Genomic DNA, 18,057 nt, shown 5'->3' on the forward strand with positions numbered 1-18,057 from the left:
GCGGCCCCTCCACCACCGCCTGCGGCGGCGGTCCCCCTCCCCGTTCCGGGGAGGAATTTTCGCGAGGAAGCTCCCATGACCGAACCGCTCTGGTGGCAGAAGGGCGTGATCTACCAAGTCTATCCGCGCTCGTTCAACGACTCGAACGGCGACGGCATCGGCGATCTTGCCGGCGTCACCGCGCGGCTCGACTATCTGGTCGATCTTGGCATCGACGCGGTGTGGCTGTCGCCGATCTTCCCCTCGCCAATGGCCGATTTCGGCTATGACGTGGCGGACTATTGCGGGATCGATCCACGCTTCGGCACGCTCGCCGACTTCGATGCCTTGCGCGACGCCGCGCATGCCCGTGGCCTCAAGCTGCTACTCGATTTCGTGCCGAACCACAGCTCGAGCGAACATCCCTGGTTCCTGAACAGCCGGTCGTCGCGCGACGCCCCCAAGCGGGACTGGTATATCTGGCGCGATCCCGCCCCCGATGGCGGCCCGCCCAACAATTGGCAGAGCTATTTCGGCGGCAGCGCGTGGGAGTGGGACGCGGCCACCGGCCAATATTATCTCCACCAGTTCCTCAAGGAACAGCCCGAGCTCAACTGGCGCAACCCGGATCTGCGCGCGGCGATGCTGGCGGCGATGCGCTTCTGGTTCGACCGCGGCGTCGACGGCTTCCGCATCGACGTGCTGTGGCTGGCGATCAAGCACCCCGACTTCCCCGACAATCCCGCCAATCCGGACTGGCGCGCGGGCATGCAGGACATCGAGCGGCTGCTGCCCGCCCATTCCGCCGACCAGCCCGAGATGATGGAGATCATCGCCGCGATGCGCGACGTGGCGGAGGACTATCCGGAGCGCGTGCTGATCGGCGAGATCTACCTGCCGATCCCGCGCCTCGTCGCCTATTATGGCGAGGGCGGCAACGGCGTGCACCTGCCCTTTAACTTCCACTTGCTCGACGCACGCTGGGATGCGGCGGCGCTGGCCCGGTTGATCACCGACTATGAGGGCGCGCTGCCCACCGATGGCTGGCCCAATTGGGTGCTCGGCAACCACGACAAGCCGCGCGTCGCCTCGCGCGTCGGGGCGGAGCAAGCGGCCGTCGCGATGATGCTGCTCCTCACGCTGCGCGGTACGCCGACGCTCTACCAGGGCGACGAGCTGGGCATGCCGAACGTCGCCATCCCGCCCGACCGGGTGCGCGACCCCCAGGCGCTGCGCGAACCCGATACCGCGTTCAACCGCGACGAGGTCCGCACGCCGATGCCCTGGGACGCAAGCGCGCATGCCGGGTTCAGCACGGTCGAGCCATGGCTGCCGCTCAACCCCGACTGGGCCGAGCGCAACGTGATGGCGCAGCGGGACCAGTCGGGGTCGATGCTGGCCTTCACGCGCGCGCTGCTCCAGCTGCGACGGGCGCATCCGGCGCTTTCGGTGGGGAGCTGGCACGCCGTGTCGAGCGACTGGGCGGTGCTGGCCTATGAGCGGCGGCATGGCGACGCGCGCGTGCTGGTGGCGCTGAACCTGTCCGATGTGCCGCAGACGCTGGCGTTGCCGGAATGGGCTGCCGCGCTGACGCCGGTCCTCACCACACCCGGCCACGACCTTCGTGTGGAGGGTACCCCCCTCCCCCTCGCCCCGAACCAAGGCATTTTGCTCGCATGATCAACCCACCCGTGCCCCTGCGAAAGCAGGGGCCCAGTGCCACAGGCGATTCGCTCTCCAACCCTGGGCCCCTGCTTTCGCAGGGGCACGTGCTCGCATGAAGATCGCGATGCTCGCGCCGATCGCCTGGCGCACCCCGCCGCGGCATTATGGCCCCTGGGAGCTGGTGACGAGCCTGCTCACCGAGGCGCTGGTCGCCAAGGGCGTCGACGTCACCCTGTTCGCGACGCAGGACTCGGTCACCACCGCCCGGCTCGCCGGCGTGGTGCCGCGCGGCTATGCGGAGGATCCGGCGATCGATGCGAAGGTGTGGGAATATGCCCATCAGTCGCATCTCTTCGCCCGCGCCGCCGAGTTCGACCTGATCCACAACCAGGCCGATTTTCCCGCCCACGCCTATGCCCCGCTGATCGACACGCCGATGGTGACGACGATCCACGGCTTCTCCTCCGAGCGCATCCTGCCGATGTACAAGCCGTTCGAGGACCGGGTGCACTATGTCGCGATCTCGGACGCCGATCGGCACCCGTCGCTGCGCTATGCCGCGACGATCCACCACGGCATTCCGCTCGACGACTTCGCGTTCGACGCAGAGGGCAGCGACGACCTGCTATTCTTCGGCCGCATGCACCCGGACAAGGGCGCGGCCGAGGCGATCGCGGTCGCGCAGGCGACCGGCCGCCGGCTGAACCTCTACGGCATCGTCCAGGATCAGGGCTATTTCGAGCGCGACGTGCAGCCGCATCTCGGTGACCGCATCGTCTATCACGGGCCGGTCGGCGGCGAGGACCGCATCCGCGCGCTGGGCAGCGCCCGTGCGCTCCTCCACCTGATCAACTTCGACGAACCCTTCGGCCTGTCGGTGATCGAGGCGATGGCCTGCGGCACCCCGGTGATCGCCATCCGCCGCGGCTCGATGCCCGAGCTGATCGACGATGGCGAAACCGGGCTGCTGGTGGGGTCTGCCGATGCGGCGGTGGACGCCGTCGAGCGCGCGGGATCCATCGACCGCGCCGCCTGCCGCCGCGCGGTGCAAGCCCGCTTCTCGGTGGAGGCGATGGCGGACCAGTATATCGCGCTCTACCAGCGCATCCTCGGCGCGTAACAAAAGGCGCATCAAGGACGATCCTCTACCCTTCGTTCGTCATCCCGGCGGAAGCCGGGATCCATTCGCCTCTCGGCTGAAGCAAGAGCCCGGACGGAGATCGCAGTAGATTCCGGCTTTCGCCGGGATGACGACTGGCAGGACGTGTATTCCTCAACAAGGCTTGTCCTGGCGCTCAGCGCACCCCCAGCAGGGTGAGCGCGCGGGCGAGGTCGGCCTGGCGGAACGGCTTGGGCAGATAGGCGAAGTCGCGGCTCAGCCCCTCGACTTCGGCATAGCCCGAGACGATCAGCGTCGGCACGTCGCCGAGCCGACCGCGGACGGCGCGCGCGAGATCGGTGCCGGTCATGCCGGGCATCAGGTGATCGGTAACGAGCAGGTCGGGCGCCAGCCCCGCATCGAGCATCCGCAGCGCCGCCTCGGCCGAATCGGCCAGCTGCACCTGATAGCCGAGCGCGCGGAGCATCTCCGCGGCGGTCCCGCGGACGATGTCTTCGTCGTCGACGAGCAGCACCAACCCGTTGCCGATATGCGGATCGTGGCGCGGTGCCTCAATGGTCGCCGGCACCTCGGCGCTCACCGGCAGCCATAGCTCGACCACCGTCCCCTCGCCCGGCCGACTCGACAACCCGAGAGTACCGCCCAGCTGGCTCGCCAGCCCGTGAACCATCGACAGGCCGAGACCAGTGCCGCGCCCCACGCCCTTGGTGGAGAAAAACGGCTCGATCGCGCGGGCGAGCGTTGCCGCATCCATGCCCGTGCCGGTATCGCGCACCGCCAGGCGGACATAGAATCCCGGATCGAGCGGCTGCGGCGCCTCGTCCGCACTGCCGACCCCCAGCCGAACCTCGAGCGCGCCGCCCTCCGGCATTGCGTCGCGCGCGTTCACCGCGAGGTTGAGCAGCGCCATCTCGAGCTGGTTGGCATCGGCACGGGCGGGCGGCAGCACCTCGGGCTTGGTGACCGAAAGCGCGATCTTGGGGCCGAGCGTGCTGGCAAGCAGCGGCACCATGCCGTCGACCAGCGCCGCCAAGTCGACCGGCGCGGGCTGGAGCGGCTGGCGGCGGGCGAAGGCGAGCAGCCGCTGGACCAGCGTGCTCGCGCGCTCGGCCGAGCGCAGCGCGCCATCGAGCAGCCGGTGCAGCGCGGGATCGTCGCCGCGCTTGCGCAGGATCAGGTCGAGGCTGCCGATGATCGGGGTGAGCAGGTTGTTGAAGTCATGCGCGACGCCGCCGGTCAGCTGGCCCATCGCCTCCATCTTCTGGCTCTGGCGCAGCGCCGCCTCGGCCTCGCGCAGCGCCGCGGTGCGCTCCTCCACCCGCCGCTCCAGCGTCTCGTTGGCGGCGCGGACATCGGCGAGCAGCCGGGCATTGTCGATCGCCACCGCCGCCTGCGCCGCCAGGCTGCGCGCCAGCTCCTCGTGCCGGGCGGTGAAGCGTCCGGGCTGCGGATGGCCGAACAACAGGCCGCCCAGCACCGAGCGATCGCGCGAAACCACGGGAACGGCGAGATAGCTGGTGACGACCGGATGCCCCGGCGGCATGCCGCGATGCGGCGCGTTGCGGCCATAGTCCGGCTCGCGCGTCACATCGTCGGACCGCATCACCACATTCTGGAAGATCGGGGCAAACAGCGCCGTGGCGCGGGGCCGCCCCAGCATCTCGAACCGGCTGCGCTCGTCGCCCGAGAGCGTGAACAGGTGCAGCCGCTCGCCGCTGTCGTCCATCACATTGTGGAAGAAGGCGCCCACGCTGGCGCCGGTCAGTTCCACCCCGGCATCGGTGAGCAGCTGCACCAGCCGTTCGAGGTCATGCTCGGCCGACAGCGCCGCGCCGACGCGGTTGAGCGTTTCCAGCGCGGCCTGGGCGTTGCGTTCCTCGCTCACGTCCTCGCACGAGATCGCGATCTGGTGAACCTTGCCGTCCCAGCCATAGACCGGCACCCAATTCTGCCGCCAGGTCGAGGTGCCGTCCGGGCGCCCGCGCGTGGGGCCGGTGATCTCGATGCCGAGCAGCGGCTCGCCGCCGAGCACCCGCATCAGCGCCGCGACCACCTGGTCGGTCAGCTCGGGCACGATCTCGCTGACATGGCGGCCGATATGATCGGCAACGGGGATGCCGTTCCATGCGGCGAGCTGGCGGTTGATCCGCACATAGCGCAGATCGGTATCGAGCACCGCCAGCCCGACCGGCGAGTTGTCGTACATCACCGCGAGTTCGTCGGCCTGCTCGCGGGCAAGCGCCTCGCTCGCCCGCAGCGCCGCCTCGCTTTCGCGCAGCCGGCGATCGGCCTTCACCCGCTCGGTGGTCTCCGAGACCACCGTCATCACCCCGCCGACCGATCCGTCGGCGTCGCGTACCGGCGACAGCGAGATGTCGAAATAGACGATTTCGCCGAAGCCATAGCGTTCGGTGTAGAAGCGCCGATCGGGCGCCGAGAGCGTCTTGCCGGTGGTGCGGACATGATCGAGCATCGGCCCCAGCTCGTCCCAGGTCTCCGCAAAATAGGGTTGGGCTGCACTGCCGAGTGCGCCCGGATGCTTGTTGCCGATCGTCTGCGCGTAGGCGGCGTTGTAGAGCGCGATATAGTCCGCACCCCAGAAGATCGCGATCTGGGCGTGCGACGGCAGCATCAGCATCAGCGCGTCGCGCAGGCTGCGCGGCCAGGTCTCGGGTGGGCCGAGCGGCGACCCAGACCAGTCCCGCGCCGCGATCAGCCGATCGAGCGGTGTGGCGCTGGCGGCGTCGATGCCCGCCGGCGGGTTCATCCCTCGGCGGGCGCGATCGGATTGACGTCGCGGCGCGCACCAGGGGTACGCCGATCCAGCGCGGCGCGAATGCGATCGGCCAGTTGCTCGCGGCGATAGGGCTTGCCGATCACGTCGAGGTTGGAGCCGCGCGGAATGTCGGCGACGAGATCCTCGTTATAGCCGGTGGTCATCAGCACCGGCGTGTCGGGATGCGTCTCGCGAAACTGTTCGACCAGCTCGAGCCCGCTCATGCCCCCGGGCATGACGATGTCGGTGAACAGCAGGTCGATCGTCTCGGTCTTGAGCCGCTCCAGCGCCTCCTCGCCGCTGGCGGCGAGCACGACGCGGTAGCCGAGCGCCGCGATCTGCTCCTGCGCCAGTGCGCGGACATCGTCACTGTCCTCGACCAGCAGGATGGTCTCGCTGCCACCGCTCGCGCCCTTGCCGTTATCGCGCTTCGGCGCTGGGGTGGAGGGCGCGGCTCCGGTCATCGCGCTGGCAACCGGGAACAGCATGCGGATCTCGGTTCCTTCCCCCGGCGCGCTGTCGATTTCCAAGCGCCCCAGCGATTGCTGGACGAAACCATGCACCATCGCAAGGCCCAGCCCGGTACCACGCTCGGCGCCCTTGGTGGTGAAGAAGGGCTCGGTCGCGCGGCGGCGGACATTGTCGGCCATGCCGGTGCCCTCGTCGCGGATGGTGAGGACGACGTAATCGCCCTCGGGCAGCTGGTGCATCGGCGCGTCGCCGTTGAGCTTCCACAGCCGCGTCGCGATGGTGACGGTGCCGCCCTTGGGCATGGCATCGCGCGCGTTGAGCAGCACGTTGAGGATCGCCATTTCGAGATGGGTGGGGTCGATGTGCACCGCCGGCAGCCGCCGTTCGAGCGCAGTGACCAGCCGGATCTGCGCGCCGACGGTATTGTCGAGCAGGTCGCCGAACTCGTGGATCAGCTGGTTCATGTCGACCGTCCTGGGCTCGAGCCGGGTCTTGCGCGCAAAGGCGAGCAGCTGGCGGGTGAGCTTCGATCCACGATCGGCAGCGCGCGCGGCGTTGTTCAGCAGCCGCTGGTGCCGCTCGTCCTCCACCTGGCTCGCGACGATGTCGACGTTCCCCGACACGACCTGAAGCAGATTGTTGAAATCATGCGCGAGGCCGGCGGTGAGCTGGCCGATCGCCTCCATCTTCTGCGCCTGGCGAAAGGCCTGTTCGGATTCGCGCCGACGGGTCACGTTGAGCTGGCTGGCGAAGAAGTAGAGCAATTCGCCATCGGGCCCGAGCACCGGCGCGATGAACACCGCGTTCCAGAACGAGCTGCCGTCGCGGCGATAGTTGATCAGCTCCAGCGCGATCGCTTCCTGCGCGTCGATCGCCGCGCGCAGTTCGGCGACGGCATCGCGATCGGTCTCGGCACCCTGGAGGAAGCGACAGTTGCGGCCGAGGATCTCGTGCTCCTCATAGCCGGTGAGGTCGAGAAACGCCTTGTTGGCAAAGACGATCGGGTTGTCCGGCTGGTTCGGATCGGTGAGCGTCATCGGCATCCGCGTCATCTGCAGCGCGGCGAAGAACACCGTGCTGCGATCGCCGAGGCCGGGCGTGCCGATGATCGCGCGCTTCCAATGATGCGTCGGATGGTTGCCCGTCGGGCTGTAGGAGGTCGAATCCTTCAGGTCGCCGGCCGATTCCCCGGTCGCGGCCGGCTGGTGGTCGTCGTCATTCTGCACGCGTCTGGCTTCCTCGTGATCACAGCAACCCGCCAGACAAATGCGCGAAACGCCGTTTCGGTTGCGAACCTTTTGGAAGCATAGGGAAAAGTCAGGGCCGCCGCCAGTCCAGTTGCGACCAGCCGCGCGCGGCGGCGAGCTTCGCCAGCGGGCCGTGCGCGTTGACCGCGAATGCCTCGTCCGCCCAGCCGAGCAGCGGGGCATCGGAGACATGGTCCGAATAGGCGCGGATATAACAGTTAGCCCGGTGCAGCCCTTCTGCCGCCAGCCAATTTTCGATCCTATGGAGCTTTACGGGCCCGTAACAGTTCTCGCCCTCGAGTTCGGAGAGAATATGGCCCTGCCCGTCCCGCTTCGCATTGGTGGCGATCACGTCGTCAAAGCCCAGTCGCCTGCCGATAGCTTCGGCGTAATAATGGTGCGAGGCGGTCGCCATGACCAGCCGGTAGCCGGCGGCGCGATCGGCCGCGATCTGCGCCAGCGCGCCCTGCAGCACGCCGCTGCGCATCTCCAGATCGGCGAACGCCTCCGCGACCGCCGCCATCTCGGCGGGAGGGAGCGCGCGGCCCAGCAGCAAGCGATGCGACAGGCGCTTGAGCCCCGCACGGTCCAGACCGCGGGCGAGATAGGCCAGTCCGCCCAGCCCGATCACCGGGAACAGCGCCAGCCGCCACGGTGCCCGCGTCCGCGCGACGTGCAGCAGGAACCGCGTCCAGGTCGGTTTCGCGGTGATGGTCTTGTCCATGTCGTAGATGGCGAGGCGTTGCATTGCGCCCTCTAGCCACGGAGGAACTTGCCGTTCCAGCCAGAATCGCGGAAAGGGGGTTTCGATGAGGGCACCCGCCGACTTTGAACGGTCCGACGACAACGGCGAGGCGGTGCTCCGCTTCTCCGGCAATCTTTCGCTTGCCTGCCTGGGCGACCTGCCCGCGCGGCTCGAGACGGTGGAGGGCGGCGTCGCCCGGCTCGATCTTCGCGAGGTCGGCCGGATGGACACGGTCGGCGCCTGGGTCGTCCACCGCTTCGCCCGCGAGCGCGGCGCGACGATCGAGGGCCTGAACGCCGACGAGCAGCATCTGCTCGACCAGGTGATCGCCGCCGAGCACCCGATCCAACTGCCGCCGCCCCCGCCCGGCTCGTTCACCCGCGCGCTGGACGAGATCGGCAAGGCGGTGATCAATTCGGGCAAGACGCTCTACGGCCTGCTCGGCTTTATGGGCGCGACCGTGCTCGCCTTGTGGCACGTTATCCGCCACCCCAGCCGCTTCCGCTTCAACGCGACGGTGCAGCGCTTCGAAGTGGTCGGCGTCGGGGCGCTCGCCATCATCGGCCTGATGAGCTTCCTGATCGGCATCGTCATCGCCCAGCAGGGATCGGTGCAGCTGCGCCAGTTCGGCGCCGAGATCTACACGATCAACCTGCTCGGGCGGCTCACCTTGCGCGAGCTCGGCATCCTGATGACCGCGATCATGATCGCGGGCCGTTCGGGATCGGCCTTCGCCGCGCAGATCGGCACGATGAAGCTCACCGAGGAAATCGACGCGATGCGCACGATCGGCGTCTCGCCGATGGAGGCGCTGGTGCTGCCGCGCGTCTTCGCCGTGGTGTTCATGCTGCCGCTGCTCGGCTTCTATTCCTCGCTCGTCTCGATCTTGGGGGGCGGGCTGCTGTGCTGGGTCGATCTCGGCATCACCCCGGTCACCTTCATCCATCGCATTCGCGAAGTGGTGCCGCTGACCGACCTCTGGGTCGGGCTGGTCAAGGCACCCGTATTCGGCGCGATCATCGCGATGGCCGGCTGCTTCCACGGCATGCAGGTGGAAGGCGATGCCGAACAGGTCGGCCAGCGCACCACGACGGCGGTGGTCCAGGCGATCTTCCTCGTGATCGTGCTCGACGCCTTCTTCGCGGTGTTCTTCACCAATGTAGGCTGGACATGACCGACGCTGCGCGGAACGACCGCGACATCCTCATTCGCGTCCGCGGCCTGTGCAACGGTTTCGGCGAGCAGATGGTGCACGAGGGGCTCGACCTTGACGTGCGCCGCGGCGAGATCCTGGGCGTGGTCGGCGGGTCGGGCACCGGCAAGTCGGTGCTGATGCGCTCGATCATCGGCCTCCAGTCGCCGTTGGACGGCACCGTCGAGGTGTTCGGCGAGAACACCATCGGCCGCGAGGAAACCGACGCGATCGACATCCGCAAGCGCTGGGGCATCCTGTTCCAGGGCGGCGCGCTGTTCTCGACGCTCACCGTGTCCGAAAACGTCCAGGTGCCGCTCCGGGAATATTATCCGGGGCTCGACCAGGCGCTGCTCGAGGAAATCGCCGCCTACAAGGTGGTGATGACCGGCCTCCCCCCCGAGGCGGCCCCCAAATATCCGGCCGAGCTGTCCGGCGGCATGAAGAAGCGCGCCGGCCTTGCGCGCGCCCTGGCGCTCGACCCGGAGCTGCTGTTCCTCGACGAGCCGACCGCCGGGCTCGACCCGATCGGCGCGGCGGCGTTCGACGAGCTGACCGCGTCGCTCCAGAAGACGCTGGGACTCACCGTGTTCCTGATCACCCATGATCTCGACACGCTCTACGCGATCTGCGACCGCGTCGCGGTGCTGGCGGACAAGAGGGTGATCGCGGTGGGGACGATTCCGGAGCTGCTGGCGTTGGACCATCCGTGGATCCAGGAATATTTCAACGGACCGCGCGGACGCGCTGCGGTCGCGGGCCCGAACCGGCACGTGCATGAGGATAAGAGGGGCTGATGGAAACGCGTTCCAATCATGTGCTGGTCGGCGCGGTGGTGCTGATCCTGCTCGCCGTGCTCGCGCTGTTCATCGTCTGGCTGTCCCGGCTGGGCGGCGGCGACGAGCGCCAGTACGACATCTTCTTCAAGCAGTCGGTCGACGGCCTCAGCCGCGGCTCCCCGGTGAGCTTCTCGGGCGTGCCCGCCGGTACGGTGAAGGACATCCAGTTCTGGCGTCCGGACCCCAGCCTGGTGCGCGTGCGGATCAGCGTGCAGCCCGACGTGCCGATCCTCGAAGGCACCAACGCGACGATCCAGGGCAGCTTCACCGGCCCCAGCACCGTGCAGCTCGATGGCGCGGTGAAGGGCCAGCCGCCGATCGAATGCCCGAAGGACAATCCGCGCGCGGCCTGCCCGCTGGGCGTGCCGGTGATCCCGACCAAGGCCGGCGGCCTCGGCGCGCTGCTCAGCTCGGCACCGAAGCTGCTCGAGCGGCTGACCACGCTCACCGAGCGCGTCTCCGACCTGCTCGACGAAAAGAACCAGGCCTCGATCTCGGGCATCCTCGCCAACACCAACCGGCTGACCAAGTCGCTGGCGGACCGCGGGCCGGAGATTGCCGCGACCCTCGCCGAGACCCGTGTCGCGATCCAGCAGGCCGGCGCCGCCGCGCAGCAGATCGGCCAGCTCGCCGAGACGACCAACGGCCTGGTGACGAGCGACATCAAGCCGACCATCGCCAATCTCAACGCGACGATCACCTCGGCGCGGAAGAGCGTCGAGACGCTCGATGCGGCGATCGGCGAGGCACGCCCGGGCATCCAGACCTTCTCGACCAAGACGATGCCCGAGGTTGGCCAGCTCGTGCAGGATCTGCGCGAGATGTCGATCGCGCTCACCAACGTCGCGCACCGGCTCGATCAGGGCGGTGCCTCCAGCCTGATCGCGGCGCCCGCGCTGCCCACCTACAAGCCGAAGAAATGAGGCCGAAGAAATGAGGTTCCGGATGAACAAGCCCGCCATCGCCGCGCTGCTCGCCGCCGTGCCGCTGTCCGGATGCATCTCCTTCGCGGCCAAGCCGCCGGCGTCGCTGCTGACGCTGCAGCCCGCCGCCACGCTGCCGGCGGGTGAGGTCCAGCAATCGGGCACGGTGAAGGCCGTGACGATCGGGCCGGTCAATGCCCCGCAGGAACTGGCGACGACGCGCGTGCCGGTGCATTCGGGCCCCGGCGGCACGACGATCGCCTATGTGAAGGACGCGCAGTGGGTCGAAGGGCCCGCCAGCCTGTTCGGCCGGCTGCTCGCCGATACCATCGCCGCGCGCACCGGCCGCATCGTGCTCAGCCGCCGCCAGTCGCTCAGCACCCCCAGCGCCAGCCTGGGCGGCGACGTGCGCAGCTTCGGCGTCGATGCGACCAAGATGGAAGCGGTGGTGGTGTTCGACGCCTCGCTCGGGCGCGAGGGCACCCAGGCCTTCGAACGCCGCCGTTTTGAGGCGCGCGTGCCGGTGACCGCGATCAACACCGCGGCGATCGGCCCGGCGCTCAACCGCGCCGCAAACCAGGTCGCCGGCGAGGTAGCCGACTGGGTCGGCAAGTAACCGCTCAGGGCCGGCGGCGCACCGCTGCCGGCAGGTCGCACACATTGACGCCGGTGGCGATCGTCGGCGGGGCGGGGTTTTCGCGCAGCGCGAGCATCGCGGCGTAGCGGGCATTGTCGGTGGCACGATATTGGAAGTGCGGCCGCTCGTCGGGCGGCATCTGGCCGGCGAGCCGCACCCACTGGATGCCGGTCCGCTCGCCCGCGCTCGCATAGACGCCCATCGGCGCATCGCTGCGCGGCAGCGCGGAGAGCCACTGCATCCCCTCGATCACCCGTCCGACCACGGTATAGTTGCGATCCAGCCGCCGCGCCGACTGGCCGATCGGGGTGAACAGCTCGGACCCACTGCCGGTATCGGGCAGCGCATCGCGCGCGACGCCGACCATGCCGTAGCAATGGGTAAGCCACGCCGCCTTGCCGTCGCTGGCGACTGGCCAGCCATCGGCGGTGACGCCGGTGGCACTCGCATAGGAATCGGGCTTGGACAGGCGCTGGGCGGGGGTGAAGGCGGCAATCTCGAACTCGGCGGGCGGCCGGGTGATCAATTCGGGCGGCAGCGGCTTTTTCTCGGTCGGATCGCCCCATTGCGCGACCCAGTTTTCCTGCACCCGGTAGACGCTCTCCCCGTCCCACCAGCGCGCGGCGGCGAGCGTGCGGATGTTGTTGACGTGCGCCGGCGCGAACCGCGCGGCGAGACGGATCGCGATCTGGCGGCCGCTCTGCAGCTGGATCAGCAGGATCTCGTCGTCGGGAATGTCGCGCCAGTCCTCGGGCGCCGGCTCGGCCGCCGCGGGCGCCGGACGCGAGGGAGCGGCGGTCTGCGGGGCAGTCTGGGCGGCGAGCGGCGCGGCTGCGAGGGTCGCGGCGAGGACGAGCAGGGTTTTTGCCATGGACGCAGCTTGGCATGGCAACGGGCGCTTGCCTAGGCCGCCAAGGAACGGTAGGGCCGCGCCTTCCAGGTATCCTGCGGAGCGGTGGCCGAGTGGTCGAAGGCGCTCGCCTGGAAAGTGAGTATACGGCAAAACCGTATCGAGGGTTCGAATCCCTCCCGCTCCGCCACCTGCGCCCTTTTTGGGCCTCCCCAAACCCGCTAAAAGCTGCTAGAAACCCGCAGAAATCAGCGGTTTTTTCGTTCCGCTGAATTCCATGTGATCCGACACCATCCCACGAGAAGTGTGGGGTAAAGTGTGGGGTAAATCGGAGTGGGATGCGATGGGAAAGCTGACTGCAACCAAGATCCGGGCGTTGACCGAACCGGGTCGGTACTCCGACGGTGACGGGCTCTTCCTGGAACTGAATGGCAAGGATTCAGGCCGCTGGCTTCTTCGCGTTCAAGCTGAGGGCCGGCGAAGGGATATAGGCTTGGGGTCGTTGAAAGCCGTTTCTCTCGCTGACGCGCGAGAAGCCGCGCTGCTGACCCGAAAGAAAATTGCCCAAGGCATCGACCCCGTCGCCGAGAAGAAGCAGGAGCGACAGGAAATCCCAACGTTCCGCAGGGCTGCCGAAATGGTCCACGAGGAACACGAGAAGGCTTGGAAGAACGGCAAGCATCAGAACCAGTGGATCGCGACGCTGAAGACCTACGCCTTTCCTAAGATGGGCGACAGGTTGGTCAGCGAGATCGAAGGGCCGCTGATCCGCGATGTGCTGGCGCCGATCTGGCTGGCGAAGCCGGAAACAGCGCGCCGCGTCCGGCAACGCATCGGCACGGTTCTCGACTGGTCCTATGCACGCGGGTTTCGCGCAACCGAAGCACCGATGCGTTCGCTCTCCAAGGGACTGCCTCGGCAGCCCAAGAAGGACAACCACTTTGCAGCTTTGCCTTATGCTTCGGTACCGGATTTCATGGAGAAGCTGGGCGCGCGGGAATCGGTGGGCCGCGTCGCGTTGGAAGCGCTGATCCTGACAGCGGCGCGATCAGGCGAAATCCGGGGTGCGACCTGGTCGGAACTCGACCTGGAAGCAGCGTTGTGGACGATCCCGGCCGAACGGATGAAAATGGGGAGAGTGCACGTCGTGCCTCTCGCACCCCAAGCGGTGGCCGCGTTCGAGCGCGCCAAGAAGTTCAAGGCTGGCGCTAGCGACTTGGTGTTCCCCGGTCAGAACGTGAAGAAGCCGCTCTCGGACATGACCCTACTCAAGATCCTACGGGACATGGATCTCGCGGTGACCGTGCACGGGTTCCGCTCGGCATTCCGTGACTGGGTTGCGGAGCAGACCGACTATTCGGGCGAGATCGCAGAGGCGGCGCTCGCCCACACGGTCTCGAACAAGGTCGAGGCCGCCTATCGCCGGACAGACTTCCTCGACAAGCGAAGGCTGCTCATGCGCGACTGGGCTGCCTTTTGTGCAAAGCCTTCTGTTTGATTCTCTAGCAGAATCTCACGCGTCCTCGATCGACATTGCGATTCGACGATTGTTGATGCGCTCAGTCCGGGGCTGACGGCGACATGGCGCTAGACGAATGGTAACGGTTATGTTACCATCATGAGGTGATAAGTGGTCATAGAGGAATATGTTCAGGAGGACGGCGCCTGTCCCTTTCGTTCTTGGTTTGATGGGCTCGATGCGCAAGCGGCCACGAAAGTGGCGACCGCAATGTTGCGAATGGAGCTAGGCAACACGTCCAACATCAAATGGATCGGTGGCAGCCTTGGCGAATATCGAATCGATTGGGGACCAGGCTATCGGCTCTATCTGACCCAGGACGGCAATGAACTCATCGTGCTGTTCGCCGGTGGAACGAAAAAGCGGCAGCAGGCAGATATTGATCGCGCCAGCGATTTGCTGGCTGAATATAAGGCGCGGAAGGCGGCGCAGAAAAAGGCAAAGAGGTAAGACAGTGGCTCTCACTCGGAATTTCAAAGAGACGGTGAAGGAGCGCGCGGGCCGAGACCCTGCCTTTGCGAAGGCGTTGCTCGACGAGGCTGCAACCCTGTTCCTCAACGGCGAGCCGCATATGGCCCGGTTGATCCTGCGTGATCTCGTCAACGCGTCGGTCGGTTTCGAGGCATTGGCCGTCGAGACCAACAAGCCCAGCAAGAGCCTTCATCGGATGTTATCGGAGAACGGCAACCCGAGCATGGACAATCTCGCGGCGATCTTCGGTGCCGTGCGCAAGCGCCTTGGCGTCGAGATCCAGGCCCATGCAGTCGAGGCGGCATGAGCACACAACAATATCGTTCCAATTTTGTTCTCATTGCGATATAGGCCGGCGACACAGACGAAACTCGGCGAGGCCGTAATGGCTGAGACGCAGATTGAATGGACAGACGCAACCTGGAACCCCGTGGCTGACTCCAATATTATCAGCGCGGGTTGCACCCATTGCTATGCGATGGAAATGGCCCGTCGCCTGGAGGCTAGCTTATGGAATTGCTGCGGCACGTTGGGCAGGGCGATGCAGTGACGCTGGTGCCGGTCAGCCAGATGCTGACCACCCAGCAGGCGGCGGACATCCTGAACGTCTCCCGTCCCTTCTTGATTTCGTTGCTGGAGAAGGGCGAGATCACGTTCGACACCGTGGGCCGGCATCGTCGGATCAAGGCCGAGGATCTGTTCGCCTACTAGCGCACGCGCGATGAAAAGCGCGGTAGCGCGCTATCGGCGCTGGCCGTGCTGGACGCGGAGCAGTTGTAGGGGGTGTTCGCCACAACCGGTGCACCGCGTTCTGAGCAGCCCCCAGTTTTCTAGACACCTTCCGCCTTCAGAACCTGCTGCCGTTCGAACTGGACGGGCGACAGCATTCCGTTCCTGACTTCCTGACCTGCTTGCGCACCGGGTTGTAGAACATCTCGATGTAATCGAACACGTCCTGCCGGGCTTCCTCGCGGGCTTTGTACGTTCGACGCCGGATGCGCTCCCGCTTGAGCGAGGAGAAGAAACTTTCGGCGACGGCGTTGTCATGGCAGTTGCCGCGGCGGCTCGTCGCCTCCTGTCCTCAAAATTAGGATCCAAGGGGTCCAGAAATCTAGGGGCTGCTCAGTCCGCTGCTCACGCCCTTGGCCGATGCGGAGATCCTCGCACTGACACCTGATCGTAGTATGCCTAACGGCGCGGTCATGAAGTACCTCCTCACTCCTGAGAAAGTTCGCACCGGAAGCTGTTGGCCGCCGCAGTAGATCCCGTGCCCCGATACACGGTTCGCGCCGGATAAGGGCAAAGCGGACGCTGCATCGCGATCACGTCGCCATCGTCATCGGAATATCGTGTCGCGACGATCCTGGCGGGCGCCTCCCCCGCTTCCGTCCAAGCGATCAGTGCCGAGAACATGTCGTGCTGCGTGTCGTCGCAGGGCGGCCGCTGCGGGATGCCCGACGCGGTGTTGAAGGCAACCGGTCCGGTACCGCCGCCGCAATGCATCATGCCGGGAACCAGGAACAGGCGCGCGCTGCCCGCCAGTTTCGCGACTCCGCCCATCTGTTCGGCATGGCGATCGAAGAAGGCAACCGACTGCCCGGGCGGGACGAGCGTGTCGGCAAGGCCATGAAACACGATTAGCTTGCCGCCGCGGGTCGCAAATGCCTCGAGGCTTCCTCGCATCGCATCATTGACAATGGGATCCAGCCGCGTGTCGACAATCGGCATGTCGCGGTCAACGTCGAAGCGCCGCCAGTCCCAGTCGGGGCCGAACACCCATTGGAACAGCGCACCGAAGGGGGGCTGGCCGTTGATCGGCTTTTGCAGAAAGGACCAGCCGAACGTGCCAGGCATCTCGCTCCCCGGCAGCCAGCCGAAATAGGCGGGCTTGCCGTCGCGGCCGGTGGGGCCGGCATAGAAAGCGCGCGCGGTGGCAACCTCGCCCTCGGTCAGGCAGGTGTCGGATGCCGCGCCCTTGCACAGCAGCACCTGTGGATCGAACGTGCAGCGCAGAGGATCGGAAACGAACGGGTCGCCGGCCAGCCCGCGGCCCTGCCGCCAGCAGCTTGCGATCGCGGTCTTGTGGAGAAGCTTGAGCTTGGCGTCGGAGAGCAGATGCCCCGGCGCGCGATTGGCCGCCGCATAGTCCCACAGAACGGCGGCGTGACCCCAGGTGCGGTTCATCACCGGTGCGCCCACCAGAATGCCGTCATAGTCGCCGGGATAGTAGAGCGCCTCGATCAGCCCCATCTGCCCGCCGGTCGAGCAGCCGCTGTAATACGCCTTCCGCGGCGCCTTCCCGTAGAAGGCCTTGGTGATCGCCTTGCCGGCGACGGTCATCACATGGGTGGAAAGCCGCCCCCAGTCGCGCCACTTGCGCGGCTGACCGGCGAGGGCCTCGCCCTCGAGCGGCGTGGCGGGGGCGGTACCCGTATCGGTGGTCGCCGTCGCGAAGCCGCGCCTAAGTCCTTCGACCATCCCCGGATAGCCCAGCACGAAGTTGCCGCCGAACCCGCCGCTGCCATTGCCGTGGAACACGCCGTTCCAGCCCTGCGCGGGAAGCCACAGTTCCACCCCCACATCCGAGCCGGGTTCAGCGCGCACACGAGCGACGACGCGGCAAAAGCTTCGATAGCCGGGCACGTCGCCGGCGGCCGTGGACTCGGCGGGCTTGGCGGGCACCATGGCCGCGCTCAAGATGGTCGTGTCGGCCAGCTTGAGGCGCATCATTGCCGCGCAGCGGATGCCGCCGTCGGAGAGAGGATCACCCGCTTCCGCCCACGCAAGATGAGGGGCCAGCGCGCCGATCGCGCTCGCGGCTAGAAGGGCGAGGCAGTGCTTGGGTTTCATGATCCTCTCCAACGATTCCGATCTGTTGCTTCGGCTAGACGCATGCTGCACCGGCGAGTGATGATCGGCGGATCAGCCGCGCGAGCCACAGGAACAGCGCGGCGGCGACGAGATACATTGGCGCCAGCGCGAAATAGGCCGCCTGCAGGGCATGATCGCCATAATTGGGGCGGAAAAGGTCGCTGGCGATGCCGACATAGGTCGGTCCCAGGCCGAGGCCGATGAAGTTCATTACGAGGAGCAGCAGCGCACCCGAGATGACGCGGCGCTCAGGGGCCACTTCACTCTGGACGAAGGTGACGGTCGCCGAGAGGAAGAAGGAGTTGAGGAACATCGGCACCGCCAGAAAGGCCAGTGCGACCTGCCAGCTCGGCGCCCAGGTGAAGGCCAGGAAGAAGGGCAGCGCCAGGACTAGGGAAGCGGCGGGCACGGTGGCGTAAGCGGTCTTGCTGCGCCGCGCGAACCGATCGACGATGCGCCCCGAGGCATAGATGCCCGCGCTCATCCCGATGCCGACGACGAGCGCATACCAGAGCGCCACTTCCTGCAGCGTCATCCCCTTTTCGCGCATCAGGAACAGCACGGTGAAATTGAGCAGGCCATAGGTGATGAAGTTGCCGGCGCCGCTGGCGAGCGACGCCATCAGCAGCAGCGGATTGCGGAAGAACCGCGCGATGGTTGCAGCAAAGCTTTCGGGCACCGGCGTCGGCGCAGAAGCTCCAGGACGACCGTCGGTAGCGCCGCGCTGCGGCTCGCGGACGAGCCAATACACC

17 protein-coding genes, 1 tRNA gene and 1 pseudogene are annotated in these 18,057 nt (G+C 66.9%); 12 read left to right on the top strand and 7 right to left on the bottom strand.

Annotation, left to right across the window (positions count from 1 at the left end; all coding sequences use genetic code 11):
- Positions 1-75: 75 nt before the first annotated feature.
- Positions 76-1,659, top strand: a complete 1,584-nt coding sequence (locus SAZ01S_RS19960; protein ID WP_084584013.1) for an alpha-amylase family glycosyl hydrolase — start codon at positions 76-78, stop codon at positions 1,657-1,659.
- 97 nt (positions 1,660-1,756) lie between these two features.
- On the top strand, positions 1,757-2,764 hold the full coding sequence (locus tag SAZ01S_RS19965; RefSeq protein ID WP_084584014.1) for a glycosyltransferase family 4 protein: 1,008 nt from the start codon (positions 1,757-1,759) through the stop codon (positions 2,762-2,764).
- Between the two features lie 175 nt (positions 2,765-2,939).
- On the opposite strand, the gene SAZ01S_RS19970 is transcribed toward SAZ01S_RS19965, so the two are convergent.
- The 3 genes from SAZ01S_RS19970 to SAZ01S_RS19980 form a co-directional block, all read right to left on the bottom strand.
- Positions 2,940-5,531 (bottom strand): PAS domain-containing protein, encoded by a 2,592-nt coding sequence (locus SAZ01S_RS19970; RefSeq protein ID WP_084584015.1) that lies wholly within the window; start codon positions 5,529-5,531, stop codon positions 2,940-2,942.
- A complete protein-coding gene (locus SAZ01S_RS19975) occupies positions 5,528-7,237 on the bottom strand; it encodes a histidine kinase famiy protein (RefSeq protein WP_084584016.1) in 1,710 nt (569 codons plus the stop codon). The genes SAZ01S_RS19970 and SAZ01S_RS19975 overlap by 4 nt, the downstream gene beginning before the upstream one ends.
- Positions 7,238-7,328: 91 nt before the next feature.
- Positions 7,329-8,006 carry an HAD family hydrolase gene (locus SAZ01S_RS19980; RefSeq protein ID WP_084584017.1) on the bottom strand — a complete coding sequence of 226 codons (678 nt, stop codon included), beginning with the start codon at positions 8,004-8,006 and terminating at the stop codon, positions 7,329-7,331.
- A 61-nt stretch (positions 8,007-8,067) separates the two neighbouring features.
- Here SAZ01S_RS19980 and SAZ01S_RS19985 point away from each other — a divergent pair, with 61 nt between their 5' ends.
- Genes SAZ01S_RS19985 through SAZ01S_RS20000 form a run of 4 tightly spaced genes read left to right on the top strand, consistent with a single transcriptional unit; the run spans position 8,068 to position 11,573 of the window.
- Positions 8,068-9,177 (top strand): ABC transporter permease, encoded by a 1,110-nt coding sequence (locus SAZ01S_RS19985; RefSeq protein WP_084584018.1) that lies wholly within the window; start codon positions 8,068-8,070, stop codon positions 9,175-9,177.
- Entirely contained in the window at positions 9,174-9,992 is an 819-nt protein-coding gene (locus SAZ01S_RS19990; protein WP_084584019.1) for an ABC transporter ATP-binding protein, read from the top strand. Before SAZ01S_RS19985 ends, SAZ01S_RS19990 begins: the two co-directional genes overlap by 4 nt.
- Positions 9,992-10,957, top strand: coding sequence for an MlaD family protein (locus tag SAZ01S_RS19995; RefSeq protein WP_084584020.1), 966 nt, complete (start codon positions 9,992-9,994; stop codon positions 10,955-10,957). Before SAZ01S_RS19990 ends, SAZ01S_RS19995 begins: the two co-directional genes overlap by 1 nt.
- 22 nt (positions 10,958-10,979) lie before the next feature.
- Entirely contained in the window at positions 10,980-11,573 is a 594-nt protein-coding gene (locus tag SAZ01S_RS20000) for an ABC-type transport auxiliary lipoprotein family protein (RefSeq protein WP_139810166.1), read from the top strand.
- Positions 11,574-11,577: 4 nt separating this feature from the next.
- Here the strand turns inward: SAZ01S_RS20000 and SAZ01S_RS20005 are convergent, their stop codons facing one another.
- Positions 11,578-12,465, bottom strand: coding sequence for a peptidylprolyl isomerase (locus tag SAZ01S_RS20005; protein ID WP_084584022.1), 888 nt, complete (start codon positions 12,463-12,465; stop codon positions 11,578-11,580).
- Between the two features lie 78 nt (positions 12,466-12,543).
- Between SAZ01S_RS20005 and SAZ01S_RS20010 the strand changes: the two genes are divergently transcribed.
- The 6 genes from SAZ01S_RS20010 to SAZ01S_RS20030 all read left to right on the top strand — a co-directional run bounded on the left by SAZ01S_RS20010 (position 12,544) and on the right by SAZ01S_RS20030 (position 15,145).
- Positions 12,544-12,634: transfer RNA gene (locus SAZ01S_RS20010), tRNA-Ser, on the top strand.
- A gap of 153 nt (positions 12,635-12,787) precedes the next feature.
- Positions 12,788-13,942, top strand: a complete 1,155-nt coding sequence (locus tag SAZ01S_RS20015; RefSeq protein ID WP_084584023.1) for a tyrosine-type recombinase/integrase — start codon at positions 12,788-12,790, stop codon at positions 13,940-13,942.
- A 132-nt stretch (positions 13,943-14,074) separates the two neighbouring features.
- Complete coding sequence (locus tag SAZ01S_RS20020) at positions 14,075-14,413, top strand: type II toxin-antitoxin system RelE/ParE family toxin (RefSeq protein ID WP_084584024.1); 339 nt, start codon at positions 14,075-14,077, stop codon at positions 14,411-14,413.
- A gap of 34 nt (positions 14,414-14,447) precedes the next feature.
- The gene (locus tag SAZ01S_RS20025) at positions 14,448-14,741 is read left to right on the top strand and encodes a helix-turn-helix domain-containing transcriptional regulator (protein ID WP_245825049.1); all 294 of its coding nucleotides are present in this window, start codon (positions 14,448-14,450) and stop codon (positions 14,739-14,741) included.
- A 78-nt stretch (positions 14,742-14,819) separates the two neighbouring features.
- Positions 14,820-14,984 (top strand): DUF5131 family protein, encoded by a 165-nt coding sequence (locus SAZ01S_RS23820; RefSeq protein WP_245825051.1) that lies wholly within the window; start codon positions 14,820-14,822, stop codon positions 14,982-14,984.
- Positions 14,945-15,145 carry an excisionase family DNA-binding protein gene (locus SAZ01S_RS20030; RefSeq protein WP_218018130.1) on the top strand — a complete coding sequence of 67 codons (201 nt, stop codon included), beginning with the start codon at positions 14,945-14,947 and terminating at the stop codon, positions 15,143-15,145. Before SAZ01S_RS23820 ends, SAZ01S_RS20030 begins: the two co-directional genes overlap by 40 nt.
- 119 nt (positions 15,146-15,264) lie before the next feature.
- Here the strand turns inward: SAZ01S_RS20030 and SAZ01S_RS20035 are convergent.
- From SAZ01S_RS20035 to SAZ01S_RS20045, 3 genes and pseudogenes are all read right to left on the bottom strand, one after another.
- A pseudogene (locus SAZ01S_RS20035) lies at positions 15,265-15,500 on the bottom strand (IS3 family transposase); the annotation flags it as partial.
- A 149-nt stretch (positions 15,501-15,649) separates the two neighbouring features.
- Complete coding sequence (locus tag SAZ01S_RS20040) at positions 15,650-17,284, bottom strand: tannase/feruloyl esterase family alpha/beta hydrolase (RefSeq protein WP_084584026.1); 1,635 nt, start codon at positions 17,282-17,284, stop codon at positions 15,650-15,652.
- 34 nt (positions 17,285-17,318) lie between these two features.
- On the bottom strand, positions 17,319-18,057 hold a 739-nt coding region (locus tag SAZ01S_RS20045; RefSeq protein WP_139810167.1), incomplete at its 5' end, for an MFS transporter.

The sequence above is a fragment of the Sphingomonas azotifigens NBRC 15497 genome, assembly GCF_002091475.1.
GTDB classification, from domain to species: domain Bacteria; phylum Pseudomonadota; class Alphaproteobacteria; order Sphingomonadales; family Sphingomonadaceae; genus Sphingomonas; species Sphingomonas azotifigens.